This is a genomic window from Sphingomonas sanguinis (assembly GCF_001476905.1).
Classification (GTDB): Bacteria; Pseudomonadota; Alphaproteobacteria; order Sphingomonadales; family Sphingomonadaceae; genus Sphingomonas; species Sphingomonas sanguinis_B.
This window is the reverse complement of the sequence record NZ_LDTE01000077.1, coordinates 1-12,062: the sequence shown is the minus strand read 5'-3', so window position 1 is coordinate 12,062 and position 12,062 is coordinate 1. Positions and strand designations below refer to the sequence as shown.

Below are 12,062 nucleotides of genomic sequence, written 5' to 3'. Positions count from 1 at the left end.
GTTTCCTCGTCGGTTCCGGCGGCTTTTCCTGAGGGGATGCGTGTCGCTGTGGCCGAAATGACAAACGCCCGGACCGTCTCCGATCCGGGCGCCTGCGTGACGATCGCTCGTCAGCCCCCTTTTTCTGCTCCCGCATCAACCTCGTTGGGTGAGCGTTGGAGCAATCCCCGAACCACGGCCGTTGCTGCCTGTGTCTCAGTAAGAGTGTGTTACGGTACGGCAGGGCGGCTTGTCATCCCTCTTGCGGCATCCGCGCTACGATTGGCGCGGCTGTGTGGCGCTGACGCAACAATTACCGGAGTCGCCGGTTTTGTCCGCCGGGCCGGGCGCGGCATTGCCAGCACCCGGCGCCGCTCCTACAGCCTCACGGCAATTCGCTTTCTTCATGGATCGATCGGACTTCAATGATCCTGTCTCGTTACGAACGGATGATCGCGCGGCGCTATCTGCTGCCGGGCAAGGGAGAGGCCTTCATCTTCCTCGTCGCCTCGATCAGTCTGGTCGCGGTCATGCTGGGCGTCGCCGCGCTCGTCATCGTCATGAGCGTGATGAACGGCTTCCGTGCCGAGCTGTTCGACAAGATCGTCGGGCTGAACGGCCATGCGGTGGTGCAGGGGGTGGGCGGTCGCCTGCCCGACTGGCGCGATATCGTGCGCGAGGCCAAGGCGACGCCGGGCGTCACCAGCGCGGTGCCGATGATCGAGCAGCCCTTGATGTCCAGCTATAACGGCCGGGTCGAGGCGGTGCTGGTGCGCGGCATGCGCGTCGCCGACATGCGCGGCAATTCGGCGATCCGCTCCAAGATCGTGATGGGCAGTCTGGCCAGCGTCACGCCGGGCAGCGGCCGCATCGCCATCGGCAGCCGCCTGGCCGAGGCGCTGGGCGCAAGCGTCGGCTCCGAAATCTCGCTGATCAGTCCGCAGGGGCAGACGACGCCCTTCGGCACGGTTCCGCGCATCGTCAGCTATACGGTTGGCGCGATCTTCGAGATCGGCGTGTACGACTATGACAAGGCCTATATCATCATGCCGATCCAGGATGCGCAGACGCTGCTCCTGATGGGCGACACGGTGGGCATGGTCGAGATTCAGACGGTCGACGCCGATCGGGTGGGGCAGATCCTGGCGCCGCTTGCGGACAAGCTTGGCGGTCGCGCGGTGATCGCCGACTGGCGGTCGATGAACGCGCAGCTGTTCGAGGCGCTGGCGGTCGAGCGGGTGGCGATGTTCACCGTGCTGTCGATCATCATCCTGGTCGCGGTGTTCAATATCCTGTCCTCGCTCATCATGTTGGTCCGTGCCAAGACGCGCGACATCGCCATCCTGCGGACGATGGGGGCGACGCGCGGCGGCCTGATGCGCATCTTCATGACGGTGGGCACCATCATCGGCGCGCTGGGCACGGTCGCCGGACTGGGGCTGGGCGCGCTTTTCCTGTTCTATCGACAGGCGGTGGTGAATTTCGTCCAGTTCGTGACCGGGCAGAACCTCTGGGATCCCTCGATCCGCTATCTCACCGAGCTGCCGTCCAAGCCCGATCCCGTCGAGATCATCGTGATCGCGTCGATGGCGCTCGTCTTTTCCTTCCTCGCCACGCTCTACCCCGCCTGGAAGGCGGCGAGCACGGACCCGGTTCAGGTGCTGCGTTATGAATGATCCCATCATCCGCATGGGCAGTGCCGTGGCGTCGGGCGCCGTGGAGCCTCGCGCCGTCCAGCCGGTGCTGGAGACGACCGGCCTGTCGCGAAGCTTTACGCAAGGGGGCCAGACCATCGAGGTGCTTCGCGGCGTCGACCTGGCCATCGCGCCCGGTGAGATCGTCGCGCTGCTCGGCCCCTCGGGTTCGGGCAAGTCGACCCTGCTTCAGGCGGTCGGCCTGCTGGAGGGCGGCTTTTCGGGCTCGATCCGCATTGCGGGCGAGGAGGTGTCGAAGCTCGACTCGCATGGTCGCACCATCGCGCGGCGCGACTATTTGGGCTTCGTCTATCAGTTCCACCATCTGCTGCCCGACTTCAACGCGATCGAGAATGTCGTCCTGCCGCAGCTGGTACAGGGCAAGCTGCCCGCCGCCGCCGATGCGCGCGCCAAGGGGCTGCTGACGGCCCTGGGCCTAGGCCATCGCCTGACCCATCGGCCCAGCCAGCTGTCGGGCGGCGAGCAACAGCGCGTGGCGGTCGCCCGGGCGCTCGCTAATCAGCCGCCTTTGGTGCTGGCGGACGAGCCGACCGGCAACCTCGACGAACATACGTCCCAAGTGGTGCTGGCCGAGTTCCTGCGACTGGTGCGCGGCGAGGGCTCGGCGGCGCTGGTCGCCACGCACAACGAGCGGCTGGCGCTGAAAATGGACCGGATCGTCCGCCTGCACGAAGGGCGTCTGCAGTGACCGTCTGGACCGAGACGCCCACGCTGACCGGTCGCCATGTCACGCTCCGCCCCTTCGTCGAGGCCGATATGCCCGCGCTGGTCGAGGCGGCGCGCGAGGGCGAGCTGTGGAACATCTTTTACGCCAATGTCTCTATGATGAAGACGCCGGACCGCTGGCTGGCGGCGGCGGTCAAGGAGCGGGATGTCGGCCGAGCCCTGCTGTTCACGGTCGAGACGCCCGGGGGAGAGGTCGTCGGCACCACGCGCTATATGCGGATGGCGCCGCAGCACCGGCGGCTGGAGATTGGGGGCACCTTCTACGCCACCCGCGTCCAGCGCACCGGCGTGAATACCGAGGCGAAGCGGATGCTGCTGACCCACGCCTTCGACGTGATGGAGTGCCAAGCCATCCAGATCCGTACCGATGCGCTCAACAAGCGCAGCCAGGCAGCGATCGAACGCCTGGGCGCGAAACAGGACGGCGTGCTGCGCGGGCATCAGGTGATGGCCGGCGGTCGGGTTCGCGACACCGTGGTCTATTCGATCCTTTGCCATGAATGGCCAGGCGTCCGCGCCAATCTCGACTATCTGCTGGGGAAGCACCGATGAGCGGTGTAACGGATTTCACCGTCAAGGCGGCGGACGGCTCGGCCGTCGACCTGTCGCGCTATGCCGGACGCGTCCTGCTGATCGTCAACACCGCGTCGAAATGCGGTTTCACCCCGCAATATGAAGGACTGGAGGCGCTGCACCGCCGCTATGAGGAGCAGGGGCTGACCGTGCTGGGCTTCCCCTGCAACCAGTTCGGCGCGCAGGAACCCGGCGATGCAGTGGAGATCGCGAATTTCTGTTCGCTGACCTATGACGTGACCTTTCCCGTGCTGGGCAAGGTTGACGTCAATGGCGATCATGCGGAGCCGCTGTTCCAGTGGCTGAAAGCACAAGTCCCCGGTATTCTGGGGACCAAGGCGATCAAGTGGAACTTCACAAAATTCTTGGTCAACCGGAACGGGAAGGTGGTGGACCGCTACGCGCCCACTGCGAAACCCGAGGACCTGGCTAAGGACATCGAGAGACTTCTTTAGCGTTCCTCAAAGTGTGATTCCGGCGAGGTGGGGAGCATGCTCCCCACTCCGGCGACGTCAGAGTGCAAAGGCGCTCGCACCCTTTTTGTGATCCAGTGCCGAGGCGATGGCCGTGATGCCGCCGAACAGGAAGCTGAGGCCCAGAATATAGCCCGGCAGGGTCATGGCGCTCAGCGGGAGGGTGGCCAGCACGAACAGCGCCAAGAGGATGTTCACCACCCCCAGCGCAATCATCAGCCCGCGCCGCCGCCGCATCCGCGCGCCCAGTCCGATTTCGAGTGCGCCGCGCAGGCCCAACCACACCGCGACGAGAAGTGTGATCGAGATCGCCCCCGTCGCAGGCTCGAACGCCATGATCAGGCCGATGATCAGCGAGACGAGACCGAAGCCGATGGCATAGCCGCGCCCTTCATGCCCTTTGCCGAAAATCCCCGCAGCGATCGACACGATCCCGGCGGCCAGAAAAAAGGCCCCGATGACCAGCGTCGCGGCCAGGGTTGCGGGCACCGGAAACAGGAACGCGGCCAGCCCCAGCAGCGCCGACAAGACACCGTAAGCGAGAATCCAGCCCCACCCGGCGCCGGGCCGAAGTGAGGTGGCGAAAGAACGATCGGTATCGGTCATGGTCTACGCGCCCTTCGTTCAAAGTCCTTCTGTCACCGTAACGGTTTGCCCATGGCCGGGTTCCGTGCTGGTCGAATCACGCGGTTTCGGCTAGGGGTATGCCATGCATTCTGGATATGTGCCGCTTCGCATCTTCTCTTCCTTCACGATGCTCGACGGCGCGATCGATCCCAAGGCGATTGCGGCGCAGGCCAAGGCGAATGCCTTTCCCGCCGCCGGGCTGACCGACCGCAACGGGCTTTACGCCGCGATGGCCTTTTCGGATGCCGCGAAGAAGGCGGGGGTGCAGCCGATCATCGGCACGATGCTGGGCGTCGCGCGGCCAGACATGCCGGACAATGTCGCGCCGGTGGTCGACTGGATCGCGCTCTATGCGCAGGACATGACCGGTTATGACAATCTGTGCGCGCTGGTGTCGGCGGCGCATCTCGATCGTCCGATCGAATTGGCGGCGCATGTCGGGTTCGACACGTTGGAGACGTTCAGCGGCGGGCTGATCGCGCTGACCGCCGGGGGAGAGGGCGGCGTCGCCCGCCTGTTCGCCGAGGGCCAGCCGGATCGCGCGAAGGCCTATGCCGATCGGCTCCAGGCGATCTTCGGCGACCGGCTCTATGTCGAACTGGCACGCCGCGATGACGCGATCGAGATGGCGGCGGAGCAGGACCTGATCGACCTGGCCTATGACCGCGACCTGCCCCTGGTCGCGACCAACCCCTGTTGCTTTACCGATAGCGGTTTCCGCGACGCGCATGACGCCATGCTGTGCATCGCCAACTCGACCTATGTCGAAATGGACGACCGTCCGAAGAGCTGTCCCGAGGCGTGGCTGAAGCCCGCCGAGATGATGAAGCATTTGTTCGCCGACCTGCCCGAGGCGATCGAAAACACGCTGGTCGTCGCCCAGCGCTGCGCAGTGATGGCCCCGTGGCGCAAGCCCATCCTGCCCAGTCTTGCGGGCGACCGCGAGGGCGAGGCGGCGATGCTGCGCCGGGACGCGACCGCCGGTCTGAACGCCCGGCTGGACCGTATCGCCGAGCTGGAGGGAGAGGGCGAACCCGGCTGGCGCGAGGCCTATCACGAACGATTGAAGTTCGAGGTCGACATCATCATCCAGATGGGCTTTCCCGGATACTTTCTGATCGTCGCCGACTTCATCAAATGGGCCAAGGATCACGATATCCCGGTGGGGCCGGGCCGTGGTTCGGGCGCGGGCTCGGTCGTTGCTTGGGCGCTGACCATTACCGATCTCGATCCCCTGAAGCTGGGCCTGTTGTTCGAGCGATTCCTGAACCCGGAACGCGTGTCGATGCCCGACTTCGACATCGACTTTTGCGAAACCCGGCGTGGCGAGGTCATCCGCTACGTCCAGGAGAAATACGGCCGCGATCAGGTCGCGCAGATCATCACCTTCGGTAAGCTGAAGGCGCGCGCGGTGCTGAAGGACACCGGGCGCGTGCTCCAGATGAGCTATGGCCAGGTCGACCGCCTCGCCAAGCTGGTGCCCAATCACCCGACCGATCCCTGGGACCTGAAGCGCGCGCTGAACGGCGTGCCGGAGTTGGCGAAGGAATATGCCAACGACAATCAGGTCCGCCGCCTGCTCGACCTGGCGACCAAGCTGGAGGGCCTGCCGCGCCACAGCTCGACCCACGCCGCCGGTGTGGTGATCGGCGACCGGCCGCTGGCGCAGTTGGTGCCGCTCTACCGCGACCCGCGCTCGGACATGCCGGTGACGCAGTTCGACATGAAATTCGTCGAGGGCGCGGGGCTGGTGAAGTTCGACTTCCTCGGCCTGAAGACCCTGTCGGTCCTGCAAAAGGCGGTGCAGTTGCTCGCCAAGCGCGGGGTCGAGGTCGATCTGGGCGCGCTCGCCTGGGACGACGAGGCGACCTATGGCCTGCTCCAGAAGGGCGACACGGTCGGCGTGTTCCAGCTGGAATCGGAAGGCATGCGGCGTACCCTGTCCGCCGTGCGGCCGTCGAATTTCGGCGACATCATCGCGCTCGTGTCGCTCTATCGGCCGGGTCCGATGGACAATATTCCCAGCTTCGGTCGCCGCAAGCAGGGGACCGAGGAGATCATCTACCCGCACCCCCTGCTCGAACAGATCTTGTCCGAGACGTACGGCATCTTCGTCTATCAGGAACAGGTGATGCAGGCCGCCCAGATCCTGGCGGGCTATTCGCTGGGCGGCGCGGACCTGCTGCGGCGCGCGATGGGCAAGAAGGTCAAGGCGGAGATGGACGCGCAGCGCGCCATTTTCGTCAAGGGCTGCGCGGAGGTGAATGACATCCCCGCGCAAAAGGCCAACGAGCTGTTCGACTTGATCGACAAGTTCGCTGGTTATGGCTTCAACAAGAGCCACGCGGCGGCCTATGCGCTGCTTGCCTATCAGACCGCATGGTTGAAGGCGCATCATCCGCATGAATTCTACGCCGCGTCGATGTGCTACGACATGGCGCTGACCGACAAGCTGGCCATCTTCGTCGATGACGCGCGCCGCATGGGCGTGACGATGCTGCCCCCCTGCATCAACGCCAGCCAGGCCGAGTTCGACGTCGAGGCGCATGAGGATGGCCTGGCCGTCCGCTATGCGCTGGGCGCGCTGAAGTCGGTGGGCGAGGGGGCGATGGAGAAGCTGGTCGTCGAGCGCGAGGCGGGCGGGGCCTTTGCCAGCCTCGACGCGCTGGCCAAGCGGGTCGACCCCCGCCTGATGAACAAGCGCCAGCTGGAGACGCTGGCCTCTGCGGGCGCGTTCGACGGGATCGAGCCGAACCGGGCGGGCGTTCATGCGGTCGCCGAAACCGTCCTCGCCATCGCCGCGCGCACCCATGAGGGGCGGACGAGCGGGCAGGGCGGGCTGTTCGGCGAGACGGAGGTAGCGGGCGATGCGATCAAGCTGCCGACTGGCACCCGCTGGTCCCTGTCGCAGCGGATGGAGCAGGAGAAGGAGGCGTTCGGCTTCTATTTCTCGGCGCATCCCGTCGACCGCCACGCGCATATCGCCAAGATGCACGGCGCGCGGACCTATACCTCGCTGACCGAGCTGATCATTCCCGATGACGGCGCGCGGATCGGCGCGACCATGGCGGCACTGGTCGAAGACGCGCGCTGGCGCACCTCGGCGCGGGGCAAGCGTTACATGATGGCGCAACTGTCCGATGCGACCGGGCAGTTCCTGGCGACATGCTTCGACGATTCGGTCGCCGCCGACCTGGAAAAGGCGGCCAAGGACGGCGATTGCGCGCTCATCACCGTCGAACTGGACCGCCGCCCCGGCGAGGAAGCGCCGCGGGTCAGCATCAAGCGGGTCCAGCTGTTCGACGGTCTCGCCAGCACCGCCAAATTCGTGGTTGAGGTGACGGTGACCGACAAGGTGGCGTTCAAGGCGCTGCACGCCATGCTCGACCCCTTGCGCAACGGTCGGGGCGAAGTTCGTGCGCGGATCGAGGGGCAGGCCGGTGACACGCTGCTGACGCTGGGCCGCAACTTTCTGCTCGATGCCGAACTGGCCAGCCATATCGAGGATTTGCCTGGCGTGAAGGCGGTGGCGATGAAGTCGTCCGAGGCGCGACTAGCGCTGGTCGGCTAAGGCCTTGTAACCCTATTCTCCGCCCGGGCCTTTGTGGCGGGCGGAGAATAGGGCCGCGACGGGTTAGCCCCCGACTTCGCGTCGGTCCTGCTCATCCTCACCGGCTTCGCCATGATTTCCATAGCCGCCGCCCGAGTGATCGGCGTCGTCGTCATTCTGTGTCGGCTGGGGCGTGGTCTGTTCGGGGTCGTGGGTCATCGCATCTCTCCTTCCATGTCTCAACGCATCAACACAGGCCCGCGATCCTCAGAACAACTCACCCTGCGCGCCGCTGGGCGGACGGAACTGGCTGGTGTCGAGCAGCGGCCGGTCCTGGTTGAGGCCGTGCAGCCGACACGCCCGGTGAAAGCGGACACGCAGCAACTCGGCCCAGGGCCCTTGCCCCTTCATCCGGGTAAAGAAATCCGGGTCATTGTCGCGACCGCCGCGCAAGGACTGGATAATCGCCATCACCTTACCCGCCCGATCGGGAAAATGCTCGGCCAGCCAGGCGCGGAACAGCGGTGCGACTTCGTGCGGCAGGCGGACGGGAATGAAGAAGGCATGGCGCGCTCCGGCCCTTGCCGCCCGCTCGACCAGATGCTCGATCTCGTGATCGGTGATCGCAGGGATGACTGGCGCGATCGAGACATAGGTGGGGATGGCCGCCTCGGCCAGCTTCGTCACCGCCGCCAGCCGCCGCTCCGGCGTCGGCGCGCGCGGCTCGACGGTGCGGGCGACCTTTGCGTCGAGCGAGGTAACCGAAACGCAGACCGTGGCGAGACCCTTGGCGGCCATCGGCGCGAGGATATCGATATCGCGCACCACCCGGTCCGACTTGGTGGTGATCGCGACCGGATGGTTCGTCTCGGCCAGAACTTCCAGGATCGCCCGCGTGATCCGCCACTCTCCCTCGATCGGCTGATAGGGATCGGTGTTGGTCCCGAGCGCGATCGGCGCAACCCGATAACCGGGCTTGCCGAGTTCCGCACGCAGCAGTTCGGCAGCGTCGGGCTTGGCGAACAACCTGCTCTCGAAATCCAGACCCGGCGACAGATCATGATAGGCATGAGTTGGCCGCGCAAAGCAGTAGATGCAGCCATGCTCGCAACCCGCATAGGCGTTGATGGACAGGCTGAACGGCACGTCGGGCGAGCTGTTGCGGGTCAGGATCGTGCGCGGCTTCAGCATGGTCACGCTGGTGCGGAGAGGCGGCGGTGCGCCGTCGACTAGCCCTTGCGCGTCGAGCCAGTCGCCGTCCGCCTCGCGTTCCGGCAGCGCAAAGCGTTTGCTGGTCGCGTTCCCGGTTGAGCCGCGTCCGGCGGGCTTCACCATGATCGAAGCGTCTTGCCCATGGGTCGATAATATGGGAATGTCGCGAACATATCAAGAACGGAAGGTTGATATGGCGCGCTTCGACTATCTGGAATTGCCGGTCGCTGATCGGGCCGAGGCCAAGCGTTTTTATGCGGCGGCGTTCGGTTGGACCTTTACCGACTTCGGGCCCGATTATGCCGCGACGATGAGTGGGGATACCGATCTGGGACTCGACGCCGCGCCGGATAAGGTCAAGGCGCCGCTGCCGGTGATCCGGGTAGCCGATCTGGAAGCCACACTGGCGGCGATCGAAGCGGCGGGCGGGACGATCGCGGTGCCGATCTTCACCTTCCCCGGCGGGCGGCGCTTTCATTTTCGCGATGTCGACGGGCATGAGATCGCGGCGATGCAGCCCGACTGATCAGCGTTCCAGCAGGCGCGGCATCAGCTCGACGAAGTTGCAGGGGCGGTGACGGCTGTCGAGCTGGTCGCGCAGTATGCCGTTCCACGCGTCCTTGACCGCGCCGGTCGAGCCGGGCAGCGCGAAGATATAGGTGCCGCGCGCGACGCAGGCGCAGGCGCGCGATTGGATGGTCGAAGTGCCGATCGTCTGGAAGCTCAGCCAGCGGAACAGCTCGCCGAAACCGGGGATCATCTTCGTCGCGACCCGCTCGACCGCTTCGGGGGTGACGTCGCGGCCTGTGACGCCGGTGCCGCCGGTGGTCAGGATACAGTCGATGCTCGTATCGTCGATCCAGCGATGGAGTTGCGCCACGATATGATCGGCGTCGTCACGCAGGATGGTGCGCTCGGCCAGCTCGTGCCCTGCCTCGGTCAACAATGCGACCAGCGTATCGCCCGAGCGATCCTCCGCCAGCGAGCGGGTGTCGGATACGGTCAGCACCGCGACGCGGACGGGGAGAAAGGTGCGGGTCGTGTCGATGGGCATGGGATCGGAACGTCTCGGAATCATTTTGGGTGCGCTAGGATAAGGCGTCGGTCAAATCCCGGGGCAGACCGGGCGTGGTTCAAGGCCGGGGACCATCGGGTCGCGATCATTCCGCCCAAAAGCCGCCCGGCGCTCCGAGCGTCCCTCTACCCCGCAATCCCCGTCAGTTCGCCTGCGGCACCGTGGTATTCGACTGCAGGCTGACGGTGGCGTTCAGCGCGATCGTCGTGCGTGGGGCTACGGTGGCCTGTGCGACGTTCGGGCGTTGCAGGCGGATAGCGGTTGCGCCCGGCAGGCCGGGGAAGCGCGGCCACATACCTTGCGCCAGCGCGGCGCGGCTGGGCGACTTGGTCTTGCCGGTCTGGCTTTCGTACATCCAGTAGTTGCGCAGGACCATGGTGACGTAGCCGCGCGTCTCCCAATAGGGGATGCTCTCGATATAGAGGAGCGGGTCGCCGCCGTCGCGGACCAGGCTGTTCCACTCGCCCACCGGCTTGGGCCCCGCATTATAGGCCGCGATCACCTTGGGCAGCAGGCCGCCGGTGATGCCGGTCATGTCGCGCAGCCGCTCCAGATGGCGCTGGCCGATATCCATGTTCGTCGACGGCTTGGTCAGCGCGCTGCGGTCGATCGACACGCCGCGTTCGCGCGCGAAGTCGGTCGCGGCGGCGGGCATGATCTGCATCAGGCCATAGGCACCCGCCGGGCTGACCACCTTGTTGCGGAAGCCGCTTTCCTGGAGCGTATGGGCATAGACCAGCGCCTTGTCGACGCGCCAGCCGCTGTCGGGGGCCCAGTTGGGCGTCGGATAGCGCGCCTCGGCGGTGGCGGTGACGCCCGCCGGGCAGTTATGGGCGAGCCAGACGGTTGTAGCGGGCAGGTCGAGCGATTCGGCGAGGCGCACCAGGCTGCGGAATTCGGTCGGCTGGCCGATCCGCGCCTGCTGGCGGATCACCTGATCGGCCAGGTCGGTTTCACCGATCTCGACCAGCGCGGCGGCGACCAGGATGTTGGGCCGCCGGTCCAGCGCGGCCCAGTCGGTCGCCACCAGCTGTCCGGCGGGTTCGCGGTCGGCGTGCATCCCCAGCGCCTGGCGCGCGAGCTGGCCGTAGAAGCTCTCGCGGAACTGCGAGGCGGAGCGCAGGCGTCCTTCGATCTTGTCGGGGCGGCCGCACACCATGTCGGCACGCGCGGCCCAGTAGAGCGCGGCGGCGCGAAGGTCGACATCGGTCGCGCGGGCGGCCGTGCCCTCGAACGCGGTTTCGGCGGCCTGGCAGTCATTCTGCCGCCATGCCGACAGCGCCACGGTCCAGCGGCCCTGCACCGCCCAGTCGCCCGATCCCTCGGCCGCCTGGGCGGCAAGCGTGCGGGCATGCGCGTCGTCGCCCATCAGGAAATAGATCCAGGCGACCTTCTGCTGCCACTCGGTCAGCGCCTCGGGCGACAGGCCCTGCGTCGATTCGAGGAGCGCCTGGGCCGATGGGCCGTCATCCGCCTTGACGAAGGGCTGCATCCGGGCGGCGAGTTCGGCGGCGATCTGATCGCTGCGAACGCTCTTGGCGCGGATGCGGCGGGGCGCGCCGTCCTGCCAGATCAGGGTATGCGCTTCCGGGAGCGGGGGCAGGTCTCGCGCGCCGCGCGAACGGGCGAGGCGGGCCAGCTGCTCGGCCTGGGGCAGTTCGGGGGCTTCGTTGAGAAGCGCGACCAGACGCTCGACATCGACCTTGGGCGAGCCCTTGGCGGTGTAGAGTTCGGCGCGGGCGATGGCGTGGAGGGGGCCGGGCTTCAGCGCGTCGAGCTGTAACTGCGCGTCGGTCCAGCGGCTGTCGCGGATCGCGGCGAAGACACGGGCGTAACCGGCCTTCTGGTCGGCATCGAGCAGGGCGGGGATGCTGGGCGGGGCCTTGATCGCGGCCGGGCTGCGGGCGTCGGTGGTGGCGGCGGGTTCGGCGGCGATGGCGGCGCTTGCCCCGGCCAGCAAAGCCCCGATGGTCGCTCCTCGCGCGATCGCCCGGCTCAGCTTCATGCGTCCAATTCCCCCATGACCCTTTGCAAATCTTTCCAGCTTTCCGCCTTTGCCATCGGCTTTTCGATCAGAAAGCGCGGATGGAAACTGGCGACAGCACGAGACTTGCCGCTTTTATGGTCAACAG

Annotated in this window: 11 protein-coding genes; 6 read left to right on the top strand and 5 right to left on the bottom strand. The window is 66.2% G+C overall.

Going from position 1 to position 12,062, the window contains the following annotated elements; all coding sequences use genetic code 11:
* Positions 1-404 precede the first annotated feature (404 nt).
* The 4 genes from SB4_RS12365 to SB4_RS12350 are packed head-to-tail and all read left to right on the top strand — an operon-like array spanning position 405 to position 3,448.
* The gene (locus tag SB4_RS12365; protein WP_058716766.1) at positions 405-1,655 is read left to right on the top strand and encodes a lipoprotein-releasing ABC transporter permease subunit; all 1,251 of its coding nucleotides are present in this window, start codon (positions 405-407) and stop codon (positions 1,653-1,655) included.
* Between the two features lie 13 nt (positions 1,656-1,668).
* On the top strand, positions 1,669-2,382 hold the full coding sequence (locus tag SB4_RS12360; protein ID WP_058752845.1) for an ABC transporter ATP-binding protein: 714 nt from the start codon (positions 1,669-1,671) through the stop codon (positions 2,380-2,382).
* On the top strand, positions 2,379-2,972 hold the full coding sequence (locus tag SB4_RS12355) for a GNAT family N-acetyltransferase (RefSeq protein ID WP_058752808.1): 594 nt from the start codon (positions 2,379-2,381) through the stop codon (positions 2,970-2,972). The genes SB4_RS12360 and SB4_RS12355 overlap by 4 nt, the downstream gene beginning before the upstream one ends.
* The gene (locus SB4_RS12350; RefSeq protein ID WP_058752807.1) at positions 2,969-3,448 is read left to right on the top strand and encodes a glutathione peroxidase; all 480 of its coding nucleotides are present in this window, start codon (positions 2,969-2,971) and stop codon (positions 3,446-3,448) included. Before SB4_RS12355 ends, SB4_RS12350 begins: the two co-directional genes overlap by 4 nt.
* Before the next feature lie 57 nt (positions 3,449-3,505).
* Here the strand turns inward: SB4_RS12350 and SB4_RS12345 are convergent, their stop codons facing one another.
* Positions 3,506-4,072, bottom strand: a complete 567-nt coding sequence (locus tag SB4_RS12345) for an HdeD family acid-resistance protein (protein WP_058716769.1) — start codon at positions 4,070-4,072, stop codon at positions 3,506-3,508.
* A gap of 103 nt (positions 4,073-4,175) precedes the next feature.
* Here SB4_RS12345 and dnaE point away from each other — a divergent pair, with 103 nt between their 5' ends.
* Entirely contained in the window at positions 4,176-7,664 is a 3,489-nt protein-coding gene (gene dnaE, locus SB4_RS12340; RefSeq protein WP_058752806.1) for a DNA polymerase III subunit alpha, read from the top strand.
* Between the two features lie 63 nt (positions 7,665-7,727).
* Here dnaE and SB4_RS20520 read toward each other — a convergent pair whose 3' ends face one another.
* Together SB4_RS20520 and SB4_RS12335 are read right to left on the bottom strand one after the other, a co-directional pair.
* Positions 7,728-7,862, bottom strand: a complete 135-nt coding sequence (locus SB4_RS20520; protein WP_275044984.1) for a hypothetical protein — start codon at positions 7,860-7,862, stop codon at positions 7,728-7,730.
* Between the two features lie 48 nt (positions 7,863-7,910).
* The gene (locus SB4_RS12335; protein WP_058752805.1) at positions 7,911-8,978 is read right to left on the bottom strand and encodes a PA0069 family radical SAM protein; all 1,068 of its coding nucleotides are present in this window, start codon (positions 8,976-8,978) and stop codon (positions 7,911-7,913) included.
* A gap of 70 nt (positions 8,979-9,048) precedes the next feature.
* On the opposite strand from SB4_RS12335, the gene SB4_RS12330 reads away from it, so the two are divergent.
* A complete protein-coding gene (locus SB4_RS12330; protein WP_058752804.1) occupies positions 9,049-9,381 on the top strand; it encodes a VOC family protein in 333 nt (110 codons plus the stop codon).
* On the opposite strand, the gene moaB is transcribed toward SB4_RS12330, so the two are convergent.
* Complete coding sequence (gene moaB / locus SB4_RS12325) at positions 9,382-9,909, bottom strand: molybdenum cofactor biosynthesis protein B (RefSeq protein ID WP_058752803.1); 528 nt, start codon at positions 9,907-9,909, stop codon at positions 9,382-9,384.
* Between the two features lie 163 nt (positions 9,910-10,072).
* Positions 10,073-11,935: a lytic transglycosylase domain-containing protein gene (locus tag SB4_RS12320; RefSeq protein WP_082670149.1), complete on the bottom strand. Its 1,863-nt coding sequence runs from the start codon at positions 11,933-11,935 to the stop codon at positions 10,073-10,075.
* Between the last annotated feature and the right edge of the window lie 127 nt (positions 11,936-12,062).

Bases quoted from the DNA above. Each gene is read 5' to 3' on its own strand.
- SB4_RS12330 (WP_058752804.1), top strand. From the start codon at position 9,049: ATGGCGCGCTTCGACTATCTGGAATTGCCGGTCGCTGATCGGGCCGAG.
- SB4_RS20520 (WP_275044984.1), bottom strand. From the start codon at position 7,862: ATGACCCACGACCCCGAACAGACCACGCCCCAGCCGACACAGAATGAC.
- SB4_RS12365 (WP_058716766.1), top strand. From the start codon at position 405: ATGATCCTGTCTCGTTACGAACGGATGATCGCGCGGCGCTATCTGCTG.
- moaB (WP_058752803.1), bottom strand. From the start codon at position 9,909: ATGCCCATCGACACGACCCGCACCTTTCTCCCCGTCCGCGTCGCGGTG.
- SB4_RS12320 (WP_082670149.1), bottom strand. From the start codon at position 11,935: ATGAAGCTGAGCCGGGCGATCGCGCGAGGAGCGACCATCGGGGCTTTG.
- SB4_RS12360 (WP_058752845.1), top strand. From the start codon at position 1,669: ATGGGCAGTGCCGTGGCGTCGGGCGCCGTGGAGCCTCGCGCCGTCCAG.
- SB4_RS12335 (WP_058752805.1), bottom strand. From the start codon at position 8,978: ATGGTGAAGCCCGCCGGACGCGGCTCAACCGGGAACGCGACCAGCAAA.
- dnaE (WP_058752806.1), top strand. From the start codon at position 4,176: ATGCATTCTGGATATGTGCCGCTTCGCATCTTCTCTTCCTTCACGATG.
- SB4_RS12350 (WP_058752807.1), top strand. From the start codon at position 2,969: ATGAGCGGTGTAACGGATTTCACCGTCAAGGCGGCGGACGGCTCGGCC.
- SB4_RS12345 (WP_058716769.1), bottom strand. From the start codon at position 4,072: ATGACCGATACCGATCGTTCTTTCGCCACCTCACTTCGGCCCGGCGCC.